The 24,821-nt window shown below is 63.2% G+C and carries 27 protein-coding genes; 20 read left to right on the top strand and 7 right to left on the bottom strand.

Going from position 1 to position 24,821, the window contains the following annotated elements; translation table 11 throughout:
- Window positions 1–96: 96 nt before the first annotated feature.
- The 8 genes from AC1RJW_RS15245 (at window position 97) to AC1RJW_RS15210 (ending at window position 7,626) form a co-directional block, all read left to right on the top strand.
- A complete protein-coding gene (locus tag AC1RJW_RS15245) occupies window positions 97–1,086 on the top strand; it encodes a glycoside hydrolase family protein (RefSeq protein ID WP_493045647.1) in 990 nt (329 codons plus the stop codon).
- On the top strand, window positions 1,083–2,054 hold the full coding sequence (locus tag AC1RJW_RS15240; RefSeq protein ID WP_493045646.1) for a glycoside hydrolase family protein: 972 nt from the start codon (window positions 1,083–1,085) through the stop codon (window positions 2,052–2,054). The genes AC1RJW_RS15245 and AC1RJW_RS15240 overlap by 4 nt, the downstream gene beginning before the upstream one ends.
- Entirely contained in the window at window positions 2,051–2,506 is a 456-nt protein-coding gene (locus AC1RJW_RS15235; RefSeq protein WP_493045645.1) for a GNAT family N-acetyltransferase, read from the top strand. Before AC1RJW_RS15240 ends, AC1RJW_RS15235 begins: the two co-directional genes overlap by 4 nt.
- A gap of 10 nt (window positions 2,507–2,516) precedes the next feature.
- Window positions 2,517–3,281, top strand: a complete 765-nt coding sequence (locus AC1RJW_RS15230; RefSeq protein ID WP_493045644.1) for a class I SAM-dependent methyltransferase — start codon at window positions 2,517–2,519, stop codon at window positions 3,279–3,281.
- Between the two features lie 138 nt (window positions 3,282–3,419).
- A complete protein-coding gene (locus AC1RJW_RS15225; protein ID WP_493045643.1) occupies window positions 3,420–4,292 on the top strand; it encodes a flagellin N-terminal helical domain-containing protein in 873 nt (290 codons plus the stop codon).
- A 243-nt stretch (window positions 4,293–4,535) separates the two neighbouring features.
- Window positions 4,536–5,411 carry a flagellin N-terminal helical domain-containing protein gene (locus tag AC1RJW_RS15220; protein WP_215409574.1) on the top strand — a complete coding sequence of 292 codons (876 nt, stop codon included), beginning with the start codon at window positions 4,536–4,538 and terminating at the stop codon, window positions 5,409–5,411.
- A 181-nt stretch (window positions 5,412–5,592) separates the two neighbouring features.
- Window positions 5,593–6,468: a flagellin N-terminal helical domain-containing protein gene (locus tag AC1RJW_RS15215; protein WP_493045642.1), complete on the top strand. Its 876-nt coding sequence runs from the start codon at window positions 5,593–5,595 to the stop codon at window positions 6,466–6,468.
- Window positions 6,469–6,525: 57 nt separating this feature from the next.
- Window positions 6,526–7,626, top strand: coding sequence for a hypothetical protein (locus AC1RJW_RS15210; RefSeq protein ID WP_493045641.1), 1,101 nt, complete (start codon window positions 6,526–6,528; stop codon window positions 7,624–7,626).
- Between the two features lie 54 nt (window positions 7,627–7,680).
- Here AC1RJW_RS15210 and AC1RJW_RS15205 read toward each other — a convergent pair whose 3' ends face one another.
- The 7 genes from AC1RJW_RS15205 to AC1RJW_RS15175 are packed head-to-tail and all read right to left on the bottom strand — an operon-like array spanning window position 7,681 to window position 14,022.
- Complete coding sequence (locus tag AC1RJW_RS15205; protein ID WP_493045640.1) at window positions 7,681–9,768, bottom strand: flagellar biosynthesis protein FlhA; 2,088 nt, start codon at window positions 9,766–9,768, stop codon at window positions 7,681–7,683.
- A complete protein-coding gene (locus AC1RJW_RS15200; RefSeq protein ID WP_493045639.1) occupies window positions 9,765–10,904 on the bottom strand; it encodes an EscU/YscU/HrcU family type III secretion system export apparatus switch protein in 1,140 nt (379 codons plus the stop codon). Before AC1RJW_RS15200 ends, AC1RJW_RS15205 begins: the two co-directional genes overlap by 4 nt.
- A gap of 20 nt (window positions 10,905–10,924) precedes the next feature.
- Window positions 10,925–11,722, bottom strand: a complete 798-nt coding sequence (locus AC1RJW_RS15195; protein ID WP_493045638.1) for a flagellar biosynthetic protein FliR — start codon at window positions 11,720–11,722, stop codon at window positions 10,925–10,927.
- 11 nt (window positions 11,723–11,733) lie between these two features.
- Window positions 11,734–12,006: a flagellar biosynthetic protein FliQ gene (locus AC1RJW_RS15190; protein WP_034757874.1), complete on the bottom strand. Its 273-nt coding sequence runs from the start codon at window positions 12,004–12,006 to the stop codon at window positions 11,734–11,736.
- Between the two features lie 3 nt (window positions 12,007–12,009).
- Window positions 12,010–12,780 (bottom strand): flagellar type III secretion system pore protein FliP, encoded by a 771-nt coding sequence (gene fliP, locus AC1RJW_RS15185; protein ID WP_493045637.1) that lies wholly within the window; start codon window positions 12,778–12,780, stop codon window positions 12,010–12,012.
- Entirely contained in the window at window positions 12,777–13,142 is a 366-nt protein-coding gene (locus AC1RJW_RS15180) for a FliM/FliN family flagellar motor switch protein (protein ID WP_046684914.1), read from the bottom strand. The genes fliP and AC1RJW_RS15180 overlap by 4 nt, the downstream gene beginning before the upstream one ends.
- Before the next feature lies 1 nt (window position 13,143).
- Complete coding sequence (locus AC1RJW_RS15175) at window positions 13,144–14,022, bottom strand: FliM/FliN family flagellar motor switch protein (RefSeq protein WP_493045636.1); 879 nt, start codon at window positions 14,020–14,022, stop codon at window positions 13,144–13,146.
- A gap of 547 nt (window positions 14,023–14,569) precedes the next feature.
- Between AC1RJW_RS15175 and fliE the strand changes: the two genes are divergently transcribed.
- From fliE to AC1RJW_RS15115, 12 genes are all read left to right on the top strand, one after another.
- Window positions 14,570–14,908, top strand: a complete 339-nt coding sequence (gene fliE, locus AC1RJW_RS15170) for a flagellar hook-basal body complex protein FliE (RefSeq protein WP_493045635.1) — start codon at window positions 14,570–14,572, stop codon at window positions 14,906–14,908.
- Window positions 14,909–14,967: 59 nt separating this feature from the next.
- Window positions 14,968–16,704: a flagellar basal-body MS-ring/collar protein FliF gene (gene fliF / locus AC1RJW_RS15165; RefSeq protein WP_493045634.1), complete on the top strand. Its 1,737-nt coding sequence runs from the start codon at window positions 14,968–14,970 to the stop codon at window positions 16,702–16,704.
- Window positions 16,682–17,722 (top strand): flagellar motor switch protein FliG, encoded by a 1,041-nt coding sequence (locus tag AC1RJW_RS15160; RefSeq protein ID WP_326457484.1) that lies wholly within the window; start codon window positions 16,682–16,684, stop codon window positions 17,720–17,722. Before fliF ends, AC1RJW_RS15160 begins: the two co-directional genes overlap by 23 nt.
- Window positions 17,719–18,408 carry a flagellar assembly protein FliH gene (fliH, locus tag AC1RJW_RS15155; RefSeq protein WP_076569647.1) on the top strand — a complete coding sequence of 230 codons (690 nt, stop codon included), beginning with the start codon at window positions 17,719–17,721 and terminating at the stop codon, window positions 18,406–18,408. Before AC1RJW_RS15160 ends, fliH begins: the two co-directional genes overlap by 4 nt.
- A complete protein-coding gene (gene fliI, locus AC1RJW_RS15150) occupies window positions 18,405–19,715 on the top strand; it encodes a flagellar protein export ATPase FliI (RefSeq protein ID WP_493045633.1) in 1,311 nt (436 codons plus the stop codon). The genes fliH and fliI overlap by 4 nt, the downstream gene beginning before the upstream one ends.
- 8 nt (window positions 19,716–19,723) lie before the next feature.
- Window positions 19,724–20,161 carry a flagellar export protein FliJ gene (locus AC1RJW_RS15145; protein WP_046684908.1) on the top strand — a complete coding sequence of 146 codons (438 nt, stop codon included), beginning with the start codon at window positions 19,724–19,726 and terminating at the stop codon, window positions 20,159–20,161.
- An 89-nt stretch (window positions 20,162–20,250) separates the two neighbouring features.
- The gene (fliD, locus tag AC1RJW_RS15140; RefSeq protein WP_493045632.1) at window positions 20,251–21,663 is read left to right on the top strand and encodes a flagellar filament capping protein FliD; all 1,413 of its coding nucleotides are present in this window, start codon (window positions 20,251–20,253) and stop codon (window positions 21,661–21,663) included.
- Window positions 21,664–21,713: 50 nt separating this feature from the next.
- Window positions 21,714–22,103, top strand: a complete 390-nt coding sequence (fliS, locus tag AC1RJW_RS15135; protein WP_034757830.1) for a flagellar export chaperone FliS — start codon at window positions 21,714–21,716, stop codon at window positions 22,101–22,103.
- On the top strand, window positions 22,096–22,413 hold the full coding sequence (locus AC1RJW_RS15130; RefSeq protein WP_475415836.1) for a hypothetical protein: 318 nt from the start codon (window positions 22,096–22,098) through the stop codon (window positions 22,411–22,413). Before fliS ends, AC1RJW_RS15130 begins: the two co-directional genes overlap by 8 nt.
- Complete coding sequence (locus AC1RJW_RS15125; protein WP_493045631.1) at window positions 22,410–23,567, top strand: flagellar hook-length control protein FliK; 1,158 nt, start codon at window positions 22,410–22,412, stop codon at window positions 23,565–23,567. The genes AC1RJW_RS15130 and AC1RJW_RS15125 overlap by 4 nt, the downstream gene beginning before the upstream one ends.
- A gap of 11 nt (window positions 23,568–23,578) precedes the next feature.
- Window positions 23,579–24,043 (top strand): flagellar basal body-associated FliL family protein, encoded by a 465-nt coding sequence (locus AC1RJW_RS15120; protein WP_493045630.1) that lies wholly within the window; start codon window positions 23,579–23,581, stop codon window positions 24,041–24,043.
- 33 nt (window positions 24,044–24,076) lie between these two features.
- A complete protein-coding gene (locus tag AC1RJW_RS15115; RefSeq protein ID WP_326456117.1) occupies window positions 24,077–24,820 on the top strand; it encodes a FliA/WhiG family RNA polymerase sigma factor in 744 nt (247 codons plus the stop codon).
- Window position 24,821 lies beyond the last annotated feature (1 nt).

Genomic DNA, 24,821 nt, shown 5'->3' with positions numbered 1-24,821 from the left:
GCGCAAGCATCAGCCCATGACGCCCCCTAACCATGCCCGTGCAGGCATCCACGCCACGCCAGCCGTGGACGCGCCCGGCGCAAGCAAGGAATAACAATGATTCAATCTCCCCCACGCGAAGCGCCCTTCCGCTGGAAAAAACTCGGCAAGGTGTTCACGCCCCAGGCCATCGAAGGACGGCCGTGGCTGAAGGAATTTGCCCAGGCGCCCGCCACGCTCGTGTTCGACGACTTCGTGCGCGTGTACTTCTCTTGCCGCCCGGGCCCCGACGCACAGGGCCAGTACGTCAGCTATTCGGCCTTTGTCGACCTCGAACGCAGCGACCTGTTCAAGATACGCCGGGTCAGCGACCAGCCGATTCTCGCCCTGGGCGGCCTGGGCGAGTTTGATGAATTCGGCACCTATCCCGTCTCCGTAATCCGCCACGGCGGCCAGGTACGCGCCTATTACGCGGGCTGGACGCGCTGCGAATCCGTGCCCTTCAACGTGGCCATCGGCGGCGCCGTCAGCGACGACGACGGCGTCACCTTCAGCAAGCTGGGCAAAGGTCCCGTGCTGCCCTACACGCCCGACGAGCCATTCGTCCTCAGCGGGCCGAAAATCCGCCGTTTCGGCGATCTCTGGTACCTCTGGTATATCGCGGGCAGCAACTGGAAGATGGTCGATGGCCGCGCCGAGCCTGTCTACAAGATCCGTATGGCCACCTCCAACGATGGGCTGCACTGGAACAAGGTCAACCGCGACCTGATCGACAGCCGCGTCGAAGCCGACGAGGCGCAAGCCAGCCCCGACGTGTTTTATGCGAATAATAAATACCACATGTTCTTTTGCTATCGCTACAGCGGCAATTACCGCGGCAAGGAATTTGGCTACCGCATCGGTTACGCTTCCAGCAGCAACCTGCTCGACTGGGTGCGCGACGACAGCAAGGCGGGCATCGACGTGGCCGAGGAAGGCTGGGATGCTGAAATGATCAGCTATCCGCATGTCTTCGAGCTCGATGGCAGCATCTACATGGCTTACCTGGGCGACCAGGTGGGCCGCCACGGTTTCGGCCTGGCCGTATTGGAAGGAAACCTCGCATGAGCAAGACCTTGCAGTGGAAAAAGCTCGGCCACATCTTCGATCCCGCCGAACACGTCCTGCCAAATGGCTGCCAGCACTTCGCCCAATCGCCGCAGGCACTGGTCTTCGACGACTTCGTGCGCATCTATTTTTCGACCCGCGCGGTGGACCCCGTGAATGGCAAATACCTAAGCCATATCGCCTTCGTCGACATGCAAAAGGACTTGCGCACCGTCATTGGGCTGGCGCAGCAGCCCGTCATCGCCCTGGGGGCCCTGGGCTGCTTCGATGAGCACGGCATTTTCCCCATGAGCGTCATGCGCCATGGCGACGCCGTCTATGGCTACACCTGTGGCTGGAACCGGCGCGTTTCTGTGTCCGTGGATACAGCCATCGGCCTGGCCATCAGCCATGACGATGGCCTCACTTTCGAACGCATCGGCCCCGGCCCCGTGCTGGGCCCCTCCCTGCACGAACCCAGCCTCGTGGGCGACGGCTTCGTCAAGCGCATCGGCGACGTGTACCACATGTGGTACATCTTCGGCACCGGCTGGCGCCGCTATAACGCCGACAGCGCGCCCGACCGCACCTACAAGATCGGCCATGCCGTCTCCAGCAACGGCATCGACTGGACCAAGGAAGAGGCGCGCCAGATCATCAGCGACCGGCTCGGCGCCGACGAAAGCCAGGCCTTGCCCACGGTGGTGACGATCGACGGGCGCCACCACATGTTCTTTTGCTATCGCCAATCGTCGGATTTCCGCGTCAACAGCGCGCGCGGCTACCGCATCGGCCACGCCTGGTCCGACGACCTGGTCAACTGGACGCGCGACGACGAGCAACCGGCGCTGCACGGCACCGATGGCGCATGGGATAGCGACATGCAATGCTATCCGCACGTGTTCGAATGCGACGGCGCAGTCTACCTGCTATACAACGGCAACATGTTCGGCCGCAACGGCTTCGGCCTGGCCGTGCTGGAACAATGATGCCAGTGCTCGACTACCGACACGGGCAGGCAGGTGAAGACGCGCTGCTGGCGCACTTCCTGGCTTGCGATGCCGGTTTTTTGGCCGCCTTGCGTGCACGCACGGAGTTGAGCGCCTACGTAAGCAAGCTGTATGCGCGGGCACTGCGCTACGAGGCATGGTCTGGTCCGCGCCTGGCGGGCTTGCTGGCCGCCTACCACCACGACGCGTCGGCCACCGTCCACATCAGCAATGTCAGCGTACTCAGCGACTTTTGGCGCGTGGGCATCGCGGGCCGCCTGCTGGAGCTGTGCCTGACACAAGCGCGCCGGGATGGCATGCGGCACGCCTCCCTGGAAGTGGCCGGCGACAACCATGCCGCACTCGTCCTGTATGGCACAGCGGGGTTCCTGCCGGCCGGCCCGGCGGAAGGCACGATGCTGCGCATGCAGCTACAACTATTTCACCCATAGCGAGACCGCCATGACCAATACACGTGATTACAATCAAGAAATGATCGACAGCCAGGACAGGAAATATGCGTACGGCTTCGATTTCGACGTCATGCATCCCTATATGCTGACCTCGTTCCAGCCTTTTTTCCGCCCCGGCAGCCTGCTCGAACTGGGCAGCTTCAAGGGCGACCTGACGCGGCGCCTGGCCAGGCACTTCGACGACATCACCTGCGTCGAGGCGTCCGAAGTGGCCGCCGCGGAGGCACGCGCGAAACTGGGCACGGCGGCACAGATCATCGTCTCGCGCTTCGAACAGGCCGTCCTGCCGCGCAAATATGACAATATCGTGCTCACGCACGTGCTGGAGCACATCGACGATCCCGTTGCGGTGCTCAAGCGCATCAATGACGAATGGCTGGCCGACGGCGGCAGTTTTTTCCTCGTCTGCCCCAACGCGAATGCACCATCGCGCCAGATCGCCGTCAAAATGGGCTTGATCAGCCACAATACGGCCGTCACGCCGGCCGAGGCCGAACATGGCCACCGCTGCACCTACACGCTCGATACCCTGGAACGCGATGCGCGTGCCGCAGGCCTGAACGTGGTGCACCGCTCCGGCATCTTCTTCAAGGCCCTGGCCAACTTCCAATGGGATCGTTTGCTGCAGACGGACATCATTTCTCCCGCGTACCTGGATGGCTGTTATCAATTAGGCCAGCAATATCCGGATTTATGCTCGAGTATTTTCCTGCTTTGCACGCGCGGCACCCTGGCGCCCGCACCAGCGGTTTGAGCAGTCAGACGATTTGCGGGAAAAAAATATATATATTTCCTCATTGCATTTAATTAAGGGGGCGGCACGGTCGTCTTGTACTGATAGGAGCAGCTAAAAGTCGCTCCTCATCGCAACCACCCAATTAGGAATGACACCATGCTGAGCCTTCACACCAACGCTGCCTCCCTGTCGGCACAAAATTCGATCACGAACACCCAATCCAAGCTGTCGACTTCGATGACGCGCCTGAGCACCGGCTTCCGCATCAACTCGGCCATGGACGACGCTGCCGGCCTGCAAATCGCCACCCGCCTGAAAGCACAAACCAGCGGCATGACCGTTGCGATGAACAACACGCAAAACAGCACCTCGCTGCTGCAAACGGCCGAAGGCGCGTTCGCCGAAGTGACCAACATGCTGGTGCGCATGAAAGACCTGGCCACCCAGGCAGCCGATGCGTCGTCGACCGCCAACGACAAGACCGCCATGCAAGCCGAGTACAATGCTCTGGGTCAAGAGCTGTACAACGTGATGACCAACACCACGTTCGGCGGCACCAAGCTGCTGGGCAACGGCGCAGCCGGAAATGGCACGCTGTCGGCTTCGATGACGTTCCAGATCGGTGCCAGCTCGACCGAAAAAATGAGCTTCGACGTTTCCGCCAATCTGAGCGCGCTGAATACCGCCCTGAGCGGCTTGAGCACGAACTTCTCGTCGGCAGGCACGACGACTTCCACGGAACTGACCGCTTCCGCCAATACCACCATCGGCCTGCTGGCTGACGCCATCGACAGCGTCAGCACCGTGCGTTCGGCACTGGGCGCGACGGCTAACCGTCTGGACCACGTCAACACCAACTTGTCGAACATCGCCACCAACACCAAAGCCGCTACCGGCCGCATCATGGACACCGACTTCGCGACCGAAAGCTCGAACATGACGTCGTCGCAAATGCTGCTGCAAGCTGGCACCGCGATGCTGAAACAAAGCAACAGCATGTCCTCGATGGTCATGTCCCTGCTGCAATAATATGGACTTGGCCGCTTGCGGCCAATCTATCGAAGCCAGACTCCAGTCTGGCTTTTTTTTCATCAACACCCTATACCAGCATGCCGCAAGACGGGCCAGAGGGACCGGCGGAGCAACAAATACGATTTATTTTCAAAAATTTCCTTAAAGCATTTAATTAAGGTGGCGGCACGGTCGTCTTGTACTGATAGGAGCAGCTAAAAGTCGCTCCTCACCGCAACCACCCAATTTAGGAATGACACCATGCTGAGCCTTCACACCAACGCTGCCTCCCTGTCGGCACAAAATTCGATCACGAACACCCAATCCAAGCTGTCGACTTCGATGACGCGCCTGAGCACCGGCTTCCGCATCAATTCGGCCATGGACGACGCTGCCGGCCTGCAAATCGCGACCCGCCTGAAAGCACAAACCAGCGGCATGACCGTTGCCATGAACAACACGCAAAACAGCACCTCGCTGCTGCAAACGGCTGAAGGTGCGTTCGCCGAAGTGACCAACATGCTGGTGCGCATGAAAGACCTGGCAACCCAGGCAGCCGATGCGTCGTCGACCGCCAACGACAAGACCGCCATGCAAGCCGAGTACAATGCTCTGGGTCAAGAGCTGTACAACGTGATGACCAACACCACGTTCGGCGGCACCAAGCTGCTGGGCGACGGTTCGGCTGCTACGGCGGGCACCCTGTCGGCATCGATGACGTTCCAGATCGGCGCCAGCTCGACGGAAAAAATGAGCTTCGACGTTTCCGGCAACCTGACCTCGCTGAACGCTGCCCTGACCGGCCTGAGCACAAACTTCGCCGCAGCCGCATCGACCGGCGCCACGGAACTGACCGCTTCCGCCAACGCCACCATCGGCAAGCTGGCTGCCGCCATCGACAGCGTCAGCACCGTGCGTTCGGCACTGGGCGCGACGGCCAACCGTCTGGACCACGTCAACACCAACTTGTCGAACATCGCCACCAACACCAAAGCCGCTACCGGCCGCATCATGGACACCGACTTCGCGACCGAAAGCTCGAACATGACGTCGTCGCAAATGCTGCTGCAAGCTGGCACCGCAATGTTGAAGCAAAGCAACAGCATGTCCTCGATGGTCATGTCCCTGCTGCAATAATTTTTGCCGGGCCGCTTGCGGCCTGACAAATACAAGCCAGACTCCGGTCTGGCTTTTTTTTCGCCTGCAGCGCGACGCATTCAGGCAAATTGAACTAAATTGCCATCACGTTTAACGATGTTGCCAACATAGTCGCCTATACAAGGCAGAACACCGAACAATCGTCCACTGGAGCCGCCGCGTGCTGAGCATTCATACCAATACTGCCGCACTGTCTGCCCAGCGGGCCATGGGCTGGGCCCAGCAGCTGCTGTCGACGTCGATGACGCGGCTCTCCACGGGATTTCGCATCAATTCGGCCATGGACGACGCGGCCGGCTTGCAGATCGCCACCAGGCTCAGCGCCCAGACCAGCGGCATGGCGGTGGCCATGCGCAACACGCAAAACAGCACCTCGCTGCTGCAGACGGCCGAAGGCGCGTTTGGCGAAGTCACCAGCATGCTGGTGCGCATGAAGGACCTGGCCACCCAGGCGGCGGACGCCTCGTCGAACCAGAAGGACCGCGACGCCATGCAGGGCGAGTACGATGCGCTGGGCGCCGAGCTGTACAACGTGATGACGAACACCCGCTATGGCGGCACCTTATTGCTGGGCAACGGCAGCGCCGGCAACGGCACCTTGTCGCAAGCCATGACGTTCCAGATCGGCGCCAGCGGCAGCGAGACGATGCAGTTCAGCGTGGCGGGCGACATGGCCGGCCTGGATGCGGCGCTGCAGGCGATCTCGGCCAATTTCGCGCCAGGCGCCACGCCCGGCAGCGAATTTGCCAGCAACAGCAGCGCCAACGGCATGATCGACCTGCTGGCGGCGGCCGTCGACAAGGTCGGCAGCGTGCGCTCGGCGCTGGGCGCCACGGCGAACCGGCTCGGCCATGTCTACAACAACCTGTCCAACATGATCACCCACACCAAGACCGCCATCGGCCGCATCATGGATGTCGACTACGCGGCCGAAAGCGCCAACATGACCTCGGCGCAAATGCTGATGCAGGCGAGCACGGCCATGCTCAAGCAAAGCCAGAGCATGAGCAAGCTGATTCTTTCTTTACTACAATAGTGACTGGCAGGGCGCGATGGCGGATCGGATGAATATGTATCAGCAGGAAGCAATGGCATGGCGATAGACCGCATTTCATCGGGCAATCCGGTGCCCCTGATTACCCAGCGCTTCGACGTCAGCCCCGCGACGCCGATGGTGCCGGGCGTGGTCCAGCCCCTGGTGCCCATCGGGCCCTACATGGCGCCCGCACCGGACGCCGGCACCCTGCCCGCCCAGCTGCAGCAGCAGGGCCAGGACAGCCTGGCATCCCTCATCAAGCCCAACGCCGATGGCACGGGCGGCGCCATGCCGCGCGACAGCAGCGCCATGCAGGTGAATCAGCTGTTCTTCACGCGCCAGCTGGTCTGGCAGCCGCCCGACGCGGCGCAGCTGGCCGCCTCGTGGCGCGTGATGGTCAGGACCTATGGCGAGCAGTATGCGGCGCTGCAGGAACAGGCGCGCGGCCAGCACGTGCCGGGCAACCTCTTCATGGCCGAGCAGCAACCGGCGCTGCTGCGCGAAGGCGCCCGTCCGCCCCTGACGGTCGACAGCGAAGCGTGGCGCTTTGCCGTGTATGGCTGGGGCGGCCAGCGCCTGCTGCTGCGCGTGCTGGCCAGCGACGAGGACGAAGAGGCAACGCCGAGGCGGCGCGGCAAGGTGGCGCTGCGCGTCGAGCTGATCATCATCGGCATCGGCCGGGTCGTGATCCAGATGGAGCCGGCCGGCGACGGCGTGCTGCTGGAACTGGCCGCCGACGAGGAAGCGGCGCTGCGCCACCTGCGCCTGGCCCTGCCCGAGATCGCCGGCGCCGTGCGGCGCGCGGGCCTGCGCGTCGTGCGCTGCCGCCTGAACCGCCAGCTGCATGCGCAGCGCGTGCACGGCAATTACCCGATGCAGGCGGGTGCCGCCGCGCTGTCGCAGCCCCTGTTCCGCGCCATGGCCGAAGTGGCACTGCTGCTGACGCAGCCGGAAGCGGAAGCGGCGGCCGATCCCGATGCGCGCGCGGCACCCGTGGCCGAGGCCGAAGAAGAAACCATCGCCGCCTCGAAGGAAGTGGCGGCGCCGCTCGGCTACGACTATGGCGACGAGGAAGAAACGGCGCAAGGCAGCACCGTGCTGCTGCTGGCCGACGGCCAGGAGCACGACCTGCTGCCGCCCATCGACGAGCAGGATTGATGCAGCACAAAAAAACGGCGCCCGCAGCGCCGTTTTTCTTTTCATCCCGCCCTACTAGCCCACCGTGCCGATGATGCTCACTTCGCGGTTTTCCGGGATTTCGTTGTACGACAGCACATGCAGGCCCGGCGCGAACAGGCGCGCGTAGCGGGCCAGCAGCGGACGGATCTGCGGCAGCACCAGCAGCAACGGCGGCGTGGCTTGCTGCTTCATCTGCTCGCGCGCCACCGGCATGTTCACTTGCAGCTGCGACAACAGGTGCGGGTCGATCGGATAATTGTCCAAGGTCACCTTGCCCGACTGGCGCGCCTGGTTCAATGAGCCGAGCAGCATGTTTTCCAGTTCGCCGCCCAGGTTAAACGCCTGCATTTCCATCTTCTGGCCAAACAGGCCGCTGACGATCTGGCGCCGCAGCGCGCAGCGCACTTCGGCCGCCAGCAGGATCGGGTCCTTGGTGGTTTCCGAACTGTCGAGCAAGGTGGTGGCGATGGGCACGATATCCTTCAAGGACACGTTTTCTGCCAGCAAGACGCGGAACACGCGCAGCAGCTGCGTGTGCGTCAGCGCCTTGTCCAGCGCGCCAGCCAGTTTCGGCGACAGGGCCGTCAAGCGTTCCATCATGTTCGACACGTCTTCGTGGCGGAACAGTTCCGGCAGGTATTCGCGCACCATCTTCGACAAGTGCGTGGCGATCACGCTGGGCGCCTCGATGACCTGGTAACCGAGGCCCAGCGCATGCGCCTTTTCGCTCGGTTCGATCCACGTGACGGGCATGCCGTAGGCCGGCTCGATGCCGGGAATGCCATCCAGCTGGCCATACACGTTCGGCGACGGGATCGCCATCAGCCGGTCGGCCTGCACTTCCGCCTGCGCCACCACGGTGCCGGACAGCACGATCGCATATTGCGACGGCTTCAGGGCCAGGTCATCGCGCACGCCGATGTTCGGCAGCAGCAAGCCCATCGCCTCGGACAGGCTCTGGCGCACGCCCTTGACGCGCTTGTTCAGCGGCTCACCTTGCGTTTTATCAACCATACCGACCAGTTTATAGCCGAGCATTACCATCAATGGCTGCACGGCAGGCAATTGCTGCCACTCCAGTTCCGCGGGCTTGTCGTCGCGCAAGGCCGCCTCGATGGCCGCCATGCCGGCCGCGTCGGGTCCCTTCACGCGCTTGGTCAAACGCCAGGCAACAAAAGCCAGCACGGCGGCAAAGGTCATGAACATGAGCCACGGCATGCCCGGGATCAGGGCCAGCGCCACCATCATGCCGGCCGCGCTGAAGATCACCGTTGGCGAGGTCAGCACCTGGCCCGCCACCTGCTGTTCGAAATCGCCCGAATCGCTGATGCGGGTCACCAGGATGGCGGCCGCAGCCGACAGCAGCAGCGCCGGGATCTGCGCCACCAGGCCATCGCCGATGGTCAGCAGTGCATATTGACGGAAAGCATCGCCGAACGACAGGTCGTGCATCAGCGAGCCGATGGCCACGCCGCCGACCATATTAATGATCAAAATCAGGATACTGGCGACGGCATCGCCGCGCACGAACTTCGACGCGCCGTCCATGGCGCCGTAGAAATCCGCTTCGGCGGCCACGTCCTTGCGGCGGATCTGGGCTTTTTCCTGGTTGATCAGGCCGGCGTTCAAGTCGGCATCGATGGCCATCTGCTTGCCCGGCAAGGCATCGAGGGTGAAGCGCGCCGACACCTCGGAAATACGCTCGGCGCCCTTGGTGACGACGGCGAAGTTGATGATCATCAAGATCACGAAGACGACGATACCGACGACGAAGTTACCGCCGATCACCACGTTACCGAAGGCCTCGATCACCTTACCGGCCGCGTCCGCGCCCGTATGGCCGTGCAGCAACACCACGCGCGTGGACGCCACGTTCAGGGTCAGCCTGAGCATGGTGGTGGCCAGGATCACCGTCGGGAAGACGGAGAAATCGAGCGGCCGCTTGGCCGAGACGCTGACCAGGATGACGATCAGTGCCAGCACGATATTGAAAGTGAACAAGATATCGAGCAGCACGGGCGGCAGCGGCAGGATGATCATCGCCAGGATCACCAGCAGGAACAGCGGCGTGGCGAACTTGTGGCGGCGCATTTCGGCAACCAACCGGTTCAGGAAATTCATGAAGGTACTACCTCGCTCAAATGAGATGGCACGACCACCTCGGTGGGAAATGGGGGCTGGGCGGCACGCTGCCCAGTACGGAATGCTTTCAGCTGCAGTATGTAGTTGAGCACCTGCGACACGGCCTGGTACAGCTGCACGGGAATCTGCTGCTGCACCTGGCTGGTGTTGTAGATGGCACGCGCCAGCGGCGGCAACTCCAGCGTTTCAATGTTGTGTTCCTTCGCCACTTGCCGGATATACAGCGCCATCTCGTCGACGCCCTTGGCAACGACAAACGGCGCCTCGGCGCGGTCCTGGTCATACTTGAGCGCAACGGCGTAATGCTCGGGATTGACGATCACCACGTCGGCGTCGGGCACGGTCTTGCGCACGCTGCGCCGGCCGATCTGCTGCTGCAGCTGGCGGATGCGCTGGCGCACTTCGGGGCGGCCCTCGCTGCTTTTATGTTCTTCCTTGACGTCCTGCTTACTCATGCGCTGGTTGCGGGCAAAGAAAAACGCCTGCGCCGGCACGTCGATGATGGCGAACAGCACGAAGACGGAAATAAGCGCCATCAGGCCGTCGAGCATCAGCGCCGAGCCGTCGAGCATGGCTTGCTGCAAGGGCCGGTGCTGCAAGTCCACGTACTGCGTCAGGCTGGAGCGGCTGACGTGCACGAGCACCATGCCCAGCACGGCGGCCTTGGCGATGGACAGGCCGAATTCAAAGCCATGCTTGGGCGACACCAGGCGGCCCAGGTTCTTGGCCGGGCTCAGGCGCTCCATCTTCGGCATCCAGTTCTTCGTGCTGACGACCCAGCCGCCGGGGATCAATGAGCCGAGCACGACGAACAGGGGCACGCAAAACAGCGGCACGACCATCTTGATCAGCAAGCCCACCGAGGTGGTAAACGCCATCGACATGGCATTGTCCAGCGCGCCTTTGCTGTCGAGCGGCATGAAGGCCATGGCGAACAGCTCGCGAAAGCTGACCAGATAACCGGGCAGCAGGTAAATGAAGACCTTCATGCTGATCAGGATGCCCAGCGCCGTCGACAGGTCGCGCGAACGCACCACCTGCCCTTCCTGGCGCGATTTCTTCAGCTTCTGGGCTGACGCCTTTTCTGTCTTGTCGCCCGTGCTGCTATCCGCCATGCGTCACACCTTTCCGCGCGCTATCCATGGGCCACCCGCATCTGTTCGGCGATCATGTCGAGCACGCGGTTCGTCATGGCGACATAGTGCTCCGGGATAAAGCGCACGATCTGCATCAGCATCAGCAGGCCGAACATGGTGATCATGGAAAAGCCCAGCGAAAACAGGTTCAGCGACGGCGCCACGCGGTTCAGGAACCCAAAGCCCAGCTGCACCACCATGGTGGAAAAGATGATGGGCAAGGCCAGCAGCATGGCGGCGGCGAAGATCCACGCCACGTTATACGCCACCGTCTGCAGCAACAGCGGCCCGTAGCCCTGCCCCACTGGCCAGGCCTTGAAACTGGCGCCGATCACGCCCGTCAGCACCAGGTGGCCGTCGATGGCGAAAAACACGATCATGCACATGATCGTGAGCAAACCCGTGATCACGTCCGACGAAGTGCCGTTGAGCGGGTCGTTCATGACGGCCATGGAAAAGCCCACCTGGCTCGACACCAGGTAGCCGAGCACCGACATGACGGACATGGCGAAATGGAAGGCCAGGCCCAGGACGAAGCCGACGATGGCCTGCTCCAGGGTGGCGACGAGGGCGTGCAGGGAAAACGGATCGATCTTCAGCAAGTCCTGCGAGATGCCCGAGGCCTGCATCACGGGCAGCATCAGGATCGCCAGCACCAGCGACAGCAGCACCCGCACGGGGACGGGCACCATGGCGTCGCCGATCACGGGCGAGGCGCTGAGCATGGCCAGGATGCGGCAGAACGGCCACCACACAGCCAGCAGAAACGGCAGCACCTGATTGAAAATCTGATCCATGGCGCGCGGCGCTATCCGACCAGGGTGGCGGCGCGCTGAAAAATGGACACGCAATAATCCATCAGGTAACCGGCCATCCAGCGTCCGGCCAGGATCAGGGCCAGCAGGGTGACCAGCAGGCGCGGCAGGAAACTCATGGTCTGTTCATTGATCGAGGTGGCCGCCTGCACCAGCGCGACCAGCAAGCCCATGAGCAAACCCGGCACGACCAGGATGACCACCAGCAGCATCACGACATGCAGCGCTTCGATGATCAGGTCGACGGCGACTTCAGGGGTAAACATCGCTCAATAGCCCTGTATGCTGGTAACTAAAGTGTTGACGGTCAGGGTCCAGCCATCGACCAGCACGAACAGCAGCAGCTTGAACGGCAACGAGATCACCAGCGGCGAGAGCATCATCATACCCATGGCCATCAGCACGGACGCCACCACCAGATCGATGATGAGGAACGGTATGAACAGCATGCACCCGATCTGGAACGCCGTCTTGAGTTCGGACAAGACAAACGCAGCCAGCTTGACCGTGAAGCTGTGGTCTTGCGGACGCATGCTCGACGGTTCCCCGGCCAGGTGGGCGATCTGCGCCAGCGCGGCCTTGCTCGTCTGCGCCAGCATGAAGCGCGAAATCGGCACTTCGGCGATCTTCAGGGCTTCCTGCATGCCGATCTGGTCGCGGTCGTACGGCACGAACGCTTCCTTCCACACCTGGTCGCCGATGGGGCGCATGACCAGCAAGGTGAGGATCAGGGCGATGCCGGTGACGATACGGTTGGGCAAACCCTGCTGCAGGCCCAGGGCCTGGCGCAGCAGGGACAGCACGATGACGAAGCGGGTAAAGCTGGTCATCATCATGACCATCACGGGCAGCAGCCCGAGCAGGGTCATGACGACGAGGATCTGCATCTTCACCGACAGGTCGGTCTTTGCGCCCGGCACCACGCCGGCCAGCAGGTCCTGCGCGCCGGCGGTGTTGCAGCACAGCATCAAAAGAGGGACAGCCAGTGCGGCAGCCAGCGCACCGCGGCGCCGGCTCAAACCGGGTACCGCCAGCTTCATGCTGTCATCAGGTCGAGATTGAGGCCGTCGAGGTCGATGACTTTGAGGCCATAGTTCTCGCCGGCCACCACCACTTCCGCACGGCCGATCGGCGTGCCGTTGACCTTGATCACCAGCGGTTCGCCGGCCAGCATGTCGAGTTCGATCACGCTTTCCGGGCCGATGGCCATCAGCTCTTCCAGCGAAATGCGGGCCGAGCCCACTTCCAGGGTCAGGGTGACGGGAATCTTGCGCATCATTTGCGGAATGTCGCGGCGCGCGCGGGTGCTGGCCACGTCGGAGACGTCGCCCTGGTCGATGATCATGTCATCGCCCAGGTCTTCCAGCAGGGTTTCGCTCTGGTTGGTATCGGTCATATTCATATTATTCGACATCTTCAAATGAGGTTAAACAGAGCTTGCCCTTATGTTCGGAAACAGCAGCTGTAAATAAACGGGAATCGTCCAGCATGACGTCGGTACGGCTCAGGCTGACGGGAATCACGTCGCCCACGCGCAAGTCGAACAAGGCGCCCAGCTGCATCTGCTTGCTGACCAGGCGGCCTTCCAGGGTCACTTGCAGGCGCGACGCGAGCGGACGCACGCTGCCGCGCAAGGCTTTCTTCGCCTGCGCGCGCTCGGGCAGCAGGCCGCGCAGCACGTCGGCCATCAGGCGCTTGTCCAGCGAGAACCAGAACTGGCCGCTCTGCCCCGCCTCGACGTCGCTGAGCGCCACCGTGATGATCCAGCTGCCGCGCGCCGGATGCACGCCCGACTGCACGGCGACCTCGGCACTGGTATCGATGTCGCTGCTCTTGCCCAGGGTTTGCAGGTTCTTGTGGATGCGGGCAAACAAGCTGCCCACCAACTGTTGTCCCAGCACCACAGCGAGGCGTTCCTCCGTGGCCGTCACGCGCACCTGCGCCGGATCGGGCAGCGCCCCCTTGGCGCCGGCACTACCATAGCGATAGTTCAGCACGCTCAAGAGTATCTGCCGCTCGAGCGCAAAGCCCGGCTGGCCGGCCGGCGCGGAAAAACTCAGCCAGCGGTTCACGCCGTCCTCGTTCTCCACGCGCGACAAGCTCACGGCATCGATCTGGAAATTGCCCCAGTAGCGTCGGCTCATGGGCTGGCGCAGGGCCACGGCCAGGTCGTCGCGCAACTGGGCGCCGAATACATGCAGCAAATGGACAGGACGTCCAAGCAGACAGGAATCGAGGACTTGATGGCGCGCAGTTTGATCTGTCTTGGTAATGATTGTCATGTAGTGGTCATGTCGGTATTGCGGTGGCAGAACAAATTATACGGATCGCCCGAAATTAAATACAGCATCATCTTGGCCTTGCCGGCAGGCCCGCAAGCAAACGATTGCGCATCGTATCGCATGGTAGATGACTACGGTGCTGAACAATACATGAAAACGCTAAATATTGCCATGTATCAATATTCCTTGAGCCAATCCACTCTTTACTTTATAGTTGCCGCGAGGTAAGCTTATAGCGACAAAATAGTGACTTGCAGTGCGCCATTCCGCTTACCTGATTCCGGTTTTTATGGCAGTTTCCATCCCGTTATTGCCACCAGCAGAAACTTTTATCAGATAAATATTAGTTGTCATGGCCATGTAAATCATGTCGGCGTGGGTTTGCTGAGTTTGTCTGAGTCTGCTTCAGCGGATGGTGTGGCAACTGATAAAACTGATGGGCCTTGCGGATCGGGCCGGGCAGGATGGCACGATTGCATTACTGCCGGATTGGCAACACCAGTAATTCTGATTGATACGTCACCGCATATTGAAAGTAGAGGGCAAGATGAGCAACGAACTCGCAGGTCTGATCAAGGCCGATCTGGCAGCACTGAGCAATGACGCGCGCGCCCTGGGCGCCAGCATCGCGCCCGCCGCCCAGTTCGGCGCGCCGGAACCATCCGGCTTCTCCTTTGCGCAAAGCATGCAAGACGCCATTGGCAAGGTCAACGGCGACGACCGCCTGGCCGCGCAGAAAATGAGCGACGTCGACAGCGGCAAGAGCGACGACATGGTCGGCGCCATGCTGGCCAGCCAGGAAGCGAGCCTGTCCTTCTCCATGTTGATGCAAGTGCGCAACAAGGTCATGGGCGCCGTCGACGAACTCATCAAACTGCCTCTGTAATCTTCACGTCCTGATCCACGCCCAGCCTCCCAGCGAAAGTTACCCAAGTGATTACCACCATGAAGTCCGCATTTGCGCGCTGGCGCCCTGGCGCCCAGCCCGCCATCCCGCCCGCCCTGCTGAAAAACCTGGTTCCCATCGTCGTGCTGGCCATCGGCATCACCGCCATGGTGACCATGTATGCCTGGCGCGACCAGGCCAACTACAAGCCGGTGTTTGGCGCGCGCGAAAAAGTGGCCGTGACGGACATGATGGCCACGCTGGATGCCGAGCACATCCCCTACCGCCTGCATCCGGACAGCGGCCAGGTGCTGGTGCCCGACGCCATGCTGGGCAAGGTGCGCATGCTGCTCGCCTCGAAGGGCGTGACGGCGCAGCTGCCGGCCGGCCTGGAACTGATGGACAAGAATGACCCGCTGGGCGTGTCGCAATTCGTGCAGGACGTGCGCTTCCGCCGCGGCCTGGAAGGCGAGTTGGCGCAAAGCATCATGACGATGGACGCGATCGCTTCGGCGCGCGTCCATCTGTCGATTGCCAAGTCGACCTCGTTCGTCGCCAGCGACGGCGACAAATCGTCCGCTTCCGTGGTGCTGGCGCTGAAACCGGGCCGCACCCTGGCGCCGGAACAGATCGCCGCCGTCATCAACATGGTGGCCGGCAGCGTCGCCAGCCTGGCGCCCACGCGCGTGAGCCTGGTCGACCAGGGCGGCAACCTGCTGTCCTCGCACGTCGACCTGACGGACGGTTTCGATGCGTCGGCCGCCGGCAATGAAGGCGCGAAACGTTTCCAGGATGAAATCCGCCACAACGTCATGGGCTTGCTCGGTCCCGTCATCGGCGAAGACAATTTCAAGCTCAGCGTGACGGCCGCCGTGAACAACGACCGCGTGGACGAAACGCTGGAAAAATACGGCGAAGCCCCGAAAGTGACGAGCGAAGCGATGCGCGAAGAGCAGGAACGCAACCGCACCGTGGCCGGCATTCCCGGCAGCCTGTCGAACCGTCCGCCCGCGGCGGCCGTGCCGGCCCCGGCCGACGCCGCCGGCGCCGCCCCGGCCGATGGCGCGCCGAAGCCATCCGACGATGGCACGGCCCGCAAGAACGCCACCACGCGCCAGTACGCGTATGACCGCAGCATCACGCAGATCAAGCGCAGCCGCGGCCGCCTGGAAAAACTCAGCGTCGCCGTCGTTCTCAACAGCGCCGCCGCACCGAATCCGAAAACGGGCTGGACTCCAGCCGAGCTGGGCAATATCGAAAAAATGCTGCGCAGCGGCCTGGGCATCAACGCCCAGCGCGGCGACAGCCTGAGCCTGACGGCGCTGGCCTTCCCTGCCAAGCCGCCCGTGGCGCAGTGGTGGGAAGAGCGCGACACCGTCGTCGATTTCAGCGGCTGGCTGCTGTACGCCCTGGGCGCCGTGCTCGGCTACTTCCTGATCCTGCGTCCGCTGCTGCGCCTGCTGACCTCGCGCCTGGCGCCGCCGCCACTGAAACAGCTCGATCCGGCCCTGGCACTGGGCGGCGGCAGCGCCGCCGCCGGCGCCAATGGCGTGGCCGCAGCCGGCGCGCCGGCCTTGGGCGTGAACGGCAGCCCGCTGGCCCTCGAAGGCGAAGCCGCCGCCGGCAACAGCATGCCGGTCGTGCCGCTGCTGGAAAATTATGACTTGCCGCCACCAGGCTCGGCGGTCGACGTGATGGTCGACCACCTGAAAGTGCTGGCTGAAAAAGAACCCGAGCGTGTCGCCGAAGTCGTCAAACAATGGATGCAGAAAAATGGCCGAACTCAACAACAATAATCCCTCCGACGGCGCAGAGTACGAAAGTGTCAGCCTGAATCCTGTGGAACAGGCCGCCATCGTGCTGCTGAGCATAGGCGAAGAACAGGCCGCCAACGTGCTGCGCTGCCTGTCGCGCGAAGAATTGCTGGAAGTCACGCAAGTGATGTCGCGCATGAGCGGCATCAAGGTCGAATCCGTGAAAACGGCCATGCAGACCTTCTTCGACGACTACCGCCAGCAAAGCGGCGTGCACGGCGCCTCGCGCAGCTACCTGAAGCGCTCGCTGGACATGGCGCTGGGCAGCGATATCGCCAATAGCGTGCTGAACAACATTTACGGCGACGCCATCCGTCCCAAAATGGCGCGCCTGCAGTGGGCCTCGCCAAAATGGCTGGCCGAATACATCGTCAACGAGCACGTGCAGATGCAAGCCGTGTTCCTGGCCTTCCTGCCGCCCGCGCTGGCCGGCCAGATCCTCGACGCCCTGCCCGCCGAAGGCCGCGACCTGGTCTTGCTGAACCTGGCGCGCCTGGACGAGATCGACCGCGACCTGCTGGTCGAGCTCGACGAACTGGTGGGCCGCTGCCTGGGCACGCTCGACACGCAAAGCACCAGCGTGGAAGGTATCCGCCAGGCGGCCGAGATTCTCAACCGCATGCCGGGCAACCGCGCCGCGCTGGTCGAACTGCTGCGCGCGCACGACCCGGACGTCGTCTCGGAAATCGAACTGAGCATGTACGACTTCCTGATCCTGGCCACGCAGAGCGATGTCACGCTCACGCGCATCCTGGAAGACGTGCCGATGGAACAGTGGGCCATCGCCCTGAAGGGCGCGGAACCGTCGATCCGCGACGCCGTGCTGAAAACCATGCCGCGCCGCCAGGCACAGAGCTTCGAAGACATGATGCGCCGTTCCGGCCCCGTGCCTTTGAGCCGTATCGAACAGACGCGCCAGGAAATCATGGCCACCGTCAAGGGCCTCGCCGATGCGGGCGAGATCGAAGTGCAACTGTTTGCCGAAGCGGTGATCGAATGAAACACTTCCGCTCGTATCGTTTCCCGCCCCTGTCGCAATTCATCGCCGCCGGCCAGCGCGCCGCCAGCGAGGACACGGACGGCCAGTGGCAGGCGTCCGTCTCGGAAGGCTTCGAGCAGGGCCAGCGCGACGGCTACGAAGTGGGCCTGGTGCAAGGCCAGCAGGACGGCTATGACGCCGGGCGCAGCGATGGCATGGCGCAGGGCCGCGAAGAAGGCCGCAATGAAACCCTGGTGGCGCTGGACCGCCTGGCCCGCCCCGTCGACGCCATCTTGCGCGACCTGAAGAAAGTGCGCGCCGATTACCGCGAAGCGCAGCGCAAGGAAGTGGTCGACCTGGTGGCCAAGGTGGCGCGCCAGGTGATCCGCGCGGAACTGGCGCTGCAGCCGGTGCAATTGCTGGCCCTGGTCGACGAGACCCTGGCCTCGATGCCGCCCACGCGCGAGGAAATCGACGTCTTCCTCAACCCGGAAGAACTCAAACGCATCAGCGAACTCGATCCGAAGCGCGCCAAGCGCTGGAACCTGATCGCCGACGCGCGCCTCGACGCGGGCGAATGCCGCATCAAGGCCGGCGACAATGAAGTCGACGCCGGCTGCCATCAGCGCCTGTCGGCCTGCATGGAGCAGGTCAGCAGCCACCTGGCGCTGGCCGCCGAACACGCTGACCAGGGCGCGCCTGCATGATCGCCGACACGCTGCGCAGTTTCGAGATCGGCGATATCCCGGTCGCGACCCCGACCGGCCGCCTGGTCGGCGCTTCCGGCCTGCTGCTGGAAAGCGCCGGCTGCCGCCTGCACACGGGCCAGCGTTGTCAAATTGAAACCGTGAGCGGCGAGTGGCTCGATGCGCAAGTCGTCGGTTTCCGCGAAAAACTGTCCTATCTGATGCCGTTCAAGAAGGCGACGGGACTGACCACGGGCGCGCGCGTCCTGCCCCTGCCCGACAAGGCCAGCCTGCAGATCGGCCCGTCGTGGCTGGGACGCATGGTGAATGGCCTGGGCGAGCCGATTGATGACCTGGGCCGCCTCGGTGGCGAACACGTCCTGGAAGTGACGCCGCCGAAAATCAATCCCCTGAAGAAACAACCGGTCGTCGAGCCGCTGGACGTGGGCGTGCGCGCCATCAACAGCATGTTGACCCTGGGCAAAGGCCAGCGCGTGGGCCTGATGGCCGGCTCCGGCGTGGGCAAGAGCGTGCTGCTGGGCCTGATCACGCGCCAGACGGTGGCCGATGTCGTCGTCGTCGGCCTGATCGGCGAGCGGGGCCGCGAGGTACGCGAATTCGTGGAAAAGTCGCTCGGTGCCGAAGGCTTGAAAAAAGCCGTGCTGGTGATCGCGCCAGCCGACGAATCGCCCTTGATGCGCATCATGGCAACCGAACTGTGCCATTCGATCGCCGCCCATTACCGCGACCAGGGCAAGCACGTGCTGCTGCTGGTCGATTCGCTGACGCGCTATGCGATGGCCTTGCGCGAAGTGGCGCTGGCCCTGGGCGAGCCGCCGGCCACGCGCGGCTACCCGCCGTCCGTGTTTTCGAACCTGCCGCAACTGGTGGAAAGCGCCGGCAACGGCGCCCACCCGGAAGGCAGCATGAGCGCCATCTACACGGTGCTGGCCGAAGGCGACGACCAGCAGGACCCCGTGGTCGACACGGCGCGCGCGATTCTCGACGGCCACATCGTGCTCACGCGCGAACTGGCCGAGCGGGGCCACTACCCCGCCATCGACATCGCCGCCTCGATCAGCCGCTGCATGGCGCAGGTGATCACGCCGAACCACATGCAGGCGGCGCGCGCGCTGAAAGCGTCGATGGCGCGCCATGCGCGCGTGCGCGACCTGATCCCGCTGGGCGCCTACGTGCCCGGCGCCGATCCGATCACCGACCGCGCCGTGCAGCTGCACGCCCCCATCGAAGCCTTCCTGTGCCAGGGCACCAAGGAAGAGGCGCCGATGGGGCCGTGCATCGAACAACTTGAACAGATCATGGCCTAGGAGCATACGTGAGCGACGCGCATACCATCCGCAACCTGACCACCCTGGTCGGCCTGCGCAGCACCGAAGTCGAACGCCTGCAAGGCGAAATGGCGGCGCAGACGGCCGTGCGCGAGCGCTACCAGAAAAACCTGGAGCGCCTGACGGGCCTGTACACGGATAGCGGCCCCAGCGGCGCCCTGCCCCTGGCCCTGTCCGTCAACTGCGGCAACTTCAAGCAGGCCGTCATGCAGATGGCCGACCAGCACCGTACCGACCTGCACTTGCACGAAGCCAACATGGCCGTTTCACAACGCGCGCTGAATACGGCCTGGGCCAAGCGCGAGGTGCTGGACCAGGTGCTGACGCAAAAACAAAAGCATGTTGCAAATGAGCAACATCGAGTTGATGCCAAGCGACAAGACGAGCTGGCGACGCAATTCTGGTTCCGCGGGCAGGTAAAATGAGGTTTGTGTAAGTTTCTTTCAGGAAAACTTCACGAAACGGGAATGGGGGTCGCCTTGTACCGGTATATCCCTTTATTCAGGAGTCTGGCATGGCAAACGCAATTACCGCACCACGATACGATCCGCTCGTCACAGCAGAACAACTGGCAACCAAATCGGTCGCGGCGCAAAAGGCAGCCCTGGCGGCTCAGACCACGCTGGCCAACAACACCACCAGCGCGCTGGGCAACCTGAAATCGGCCATCTCGGCATTCCAGCTGGCGATGACGACCATGACGTCCAGCAAATCCGTGCTGAGCCAGTCCGCCACCTTCAGCAATACCGCGTATGGCACAGGCACGGCCGGCATCAAGGCGGCGCCGGGCAGCTACGCGTTCTTTGTCGAACAACTGGCCACGGCCAGCCAGACTTCGTATGGCGGCTTGAGCAGCACCACGCCCGCCAATGGCGGCAACATGACCATCCGCATCGGCGACCCGGCAGCCGCCGTCACCGCCGACAACGCCTTCGACATCGACCTGGCCGCCGCCAACAAGGATGGCGACGCCTATTTGACGCCGCAGGAGCTCGCCGCCGCCATCAATGGCAACAGCAAGAATAATGCGCGCGTCACCGCGTCCGTCATCAATATCGGCAACCAGGCGCAACTGGTGCTGACGTCGAACCTCACGGGCGTGGCCAATGCCGTCTCGATCGACACCGGCAGCGTGACGGATCCGGCGCTGCAGACGTCGCTGCAAAGCGACATCAAAAGCCTCGCGGCGCCCAAGGATGCCATCGTCTGGCTGGGCGCCCAGGGTACCGGCACCAAGATCACGCAGGCATCGAACACGTTCACCAACGTACCCGACGTGAAGATGACGTTCACCAAGGCCATGACGGCCGGCGAGAATCCGCTGACCGTGACCGTCGGCACCGACAGTGCCGGCACCATTGCCAATGTCCAAGCCTTCGTCGATGCCTACAACAAGCTGAAAAGCGTGATGGATGGCCTGGCCAGCCCCGGCAATCCTGAAAAGAATATTGCCGCCGGCATCTTTGCCCACGATTCCGGCCTGAACGCCCTGCGCAGCAGCATGGGCGATGCCTTGCGCCTGAACGTCGATGGCGTATCGCTGGTGGCGTATGGCATTACCGCCCAGCGCGACGGCACGATCAGCCTGAATACCGCCAAGCTGACGGCCAAGCTGGCGGACAATCCTGGCGGCCTGGACAAACTGTTCGGCAATAACAGCCTGTCGGCGCCTGCCGGCGTGCTCGGCGGCCTGGACAAGGTGCTGGGCCAGTGGAGCAATGTCACCAAAGGCCAGATCACCCAGCGCATGGCGGCGACGGACAAGTTGCAGAAAAGCCTGGCCAAGAGCAGCGAACGTCTGACCAACCAGTACAACACGGCGTACAGCCGTTTCCTGGACCAGTATTCCCGTCTGCAAGTATTGCAGGAACAAATGACGCGGAATTCCGACATGTTCGATGCCATGTTTAGTAACGACAAATCCTAAGGCGGACGTGCCAGCCGCGCCGCCACAGTTAACATAGCGAGAAGATAACAATGTTGAACAATGAAGCTTACGGCAGCTACCACGCCGTCAACCTGGACTCCCAGACCGCCCGCGCCACACCGGTCGAACTGGTACTGGTGCTGACGGACGGCCTGCTGGAAGAACTGGCGCGCGCGCGCGGGCATATCGTGGGCAAGCGCTACGAGCAGAAGGCGATCAGCCTGGACAAGTGCACGCAAATCATCAACGGCTTGTCGAGCTCGCTCGATTTCGACAATGGCGGCGAAGTGGTGGTCAATCTGGCGCGCCTGTACGACTACTGCGTGGCGCGCCTGTACACGGCCGGAATCAAGCTCGACCCGACGCTGATCGACGAAGTGACGACCTTGATGACCACCATCAAGCGCGGCTGGGTGGGCGTCCAGGCCAACAATGCCTAGGCGCGCCGCGCTGCAGCAGCTGAGCCGGCAATTGAGCGCGGCGCTTGCCGAGCCGGACTGGGCGGCGATGGAAAAACTCTCGGCCAGCCTGGCGAAAAACATCCCGCTGCTGGCCGAACGGGGCGCATGGACTGCGCTGGAACAAACAGAATTGTTGCAATTGCGCAAAATTCACGCGCAAGCGGTTAAAATTTGCTCTGAGGAAAAAGAACGCCTGGGCTTACACCTGGGTGCATTACAGGCAAATAAGGAAGGTTGGGTCGCCTACGCCGCGCTCGGCGAATACGACTCGGACGGGAATCAAGCATGATCATGAACTTCAACACGGCGCCGGCCGCTCCGGCACGGGCGGCCGCTGCCGCACCTGCTGCACCAGCATCGGCGCCAGCGCCGTCACAGGCGGCCGCCTTGCCCGGCACGCCAGGCTATGGCAGCAATGGCGCCGCCCCCTCCGCCCTGCCCCTGTTTGCGCAGGTGCTCGACGTGACCGGCGTGGAGACGGCCGACGCCGGCACGCCTGCACCCGCCAAGGACGGCGATGCCGACAGCCAGGCCGACAGCAGCCTGCCGGCCATGGCCGCCCCCGTCATCGGCTTGCCGGTGACCATGCTGCCGCCAACGGATGCGGCCGCGGCCGAAGCGCGCGCCGGCGCGCAGGCACAGACACAAGCGCAGGCGAATGTGGCGCAAGCGAACCCGGCACTCAACATCAGCCTGCATCCGGCGGCGGTCACCCTGAACGCGCCAGCGCCGGCGACGCCGCAAGCGGCAGGCCGCGACACGCGCGAGCCGCTGGCCGCCGCCAATCCGGCAACAGCCGCCAAAGGCAGCGCGCCGGCACAGCCATTCGAGTCGCTGCTGCAGCAGAGCGCGCCGGCCGCAGCCGCAGCCGCCGCCCCTGCCGTCACCGCGCGCGAAGGCGAACGCGGCGCCGCGACGCCGGCGCCAGCCGCGCCCAACCTGGGCTTGACGGGCACGGTGGCCAACACCGCCACGGCGGCCCCGGCCGGCGACACCATCAAGCTCAACGGCCCAGCCCAGCAATGGCAGGAACCGCTGCGCGAAGCGCTGGGCGAACGCCTGCAGACGCAGATCGGCCGCAACAGCGAACACGCGACGATCCGCCTCGACCCGCCCATGCTGGGCCGCATTGAAATTTCCATTCGCCACACGGCTGGCGCGCTGCAGGTGAACGTCACGGCGTCGAACTCGGAAGTGTTGCGCCAGTTGCAAGGCATCGGCGAAAACATGCGCAGCGACCTGGCGCAGCGCCAGTACACCGACGTGGCCGTGAATATCAGCGCCACCCCGCGCAGCCCCGCCGCCCAGGCATTTGCCGAAGGCGATGCGCGCGGCCAGCGTCAGCCGGGCCGCCAGCAGGATGATGCCGAACCGGGCCGCGCCCTGTCCGACGGCAGCACTGCCGCCACCACTTACGCCATGCACGAGCGAGAGACCGCCTGATGAATATGAAAATGAAACTGATCGCCGGCTTTATCGGCGTGGCCGTACTGGCCGCCGGCGCGGCTGGCGGCGCCATGTGGTACCTGGCCAAGCCGGTCGCCGGCCATGCCGATGCCGCCGAAGCGAAAGCCCCGCCGCCGCCCGCCACGGGCAAGAAGGCGCGCAAGTTCATCACGCTGGACAAGGTCATCGTGATGCTGCGCCGCGGCCCCGGCGAAGGCGACACGCATTACCTGTCGGCCGACCTGGTGATCGCCACCACCGAGGAAAAGGAAAAGCTGACCAAGGACCACTTGCCGCTGATGCGCTCGATCGCCGTCAGCACCCTGTCGAGCTTTCCTCTGGACAAGGCGCAAACCATGACCGTGGAGCAATATGCCGAGCAGATCAACAAGGCCTTCAACGTCAGCTACGAGCGCGAACAGATGGAAAAGCCGTTCACCGAAGTCATGGTCGGCAAGCTGATCATTGAATAAGCCAACACGCCAGCCGACCTAGTGGGAGATCCCTTGGCCTATGTAGAGCAATACCAGGAAGCGTATGGCGCCGGCGAATATGCCGCCGCCAGCGCTTGCGCGGCCGTGCTCAGCGTTGCTGAAGAGCAACAACATCTGGTGGCGTACTCCCCTTTGGTGAAACGCATCGTGCGCCAGCTCAATTCACAGGTGTCGGGCGCCATCGACCGCGACGACATGGAACAGATCGGCCTGATGGGCCTGCTCGAAGCCCTGCGCCGCTACGGCGTGCCGGACCAGTCTTTCGGCAGCTATGCCAGCCTGCGCATCCGCGGCGCCATCCTCGATGAACTGCGGCGCCAGGACTGGCGCCCGCGCGCCGTGCGCCAGGAAAGCCACCGCCTGCGCGACAGCGTGCGCGCCCTGACCCGGCGCCTGGGACGCGAGCCGCAGGAGGCGGAAATCATGGCGGCCCTGAAGCTGACGCCGGAAGCCTTCCAGGAATATCAATTGGCGGAAAACGCCGAGCTGATCGCCAGTTTCGACGAAGTGCTGCAGGAAAGCCTCGGACAGGCCGACAGCGCACCGAGCCCGGAAGAGCAATTGATGGTGCGGCGCAGCCTGGAGCAAGCGCTGCGCGCGCTCGACGAACGCGAGCAGCGCGTGATCCAGATGTATTACGAATTCGAACTGAGCTACAAAGAAATAGCCGCCGTGCTGGACCTGAGCGACGCCCGCGTCTGCCAGCTCAACAAGACGGCACTGGGCAAGATGAAAGCCATGCTGCAAGACGCATAAG

The sequence above is a fragment of the Janthinobacterium sp. GW822-FHT07A03 genome, from assembly GCF_058798815.1.
Note: the sequence above shows the minus strand (reverse complement) of the source record. Positions and strands in the feature narration are given on the sequence as shown.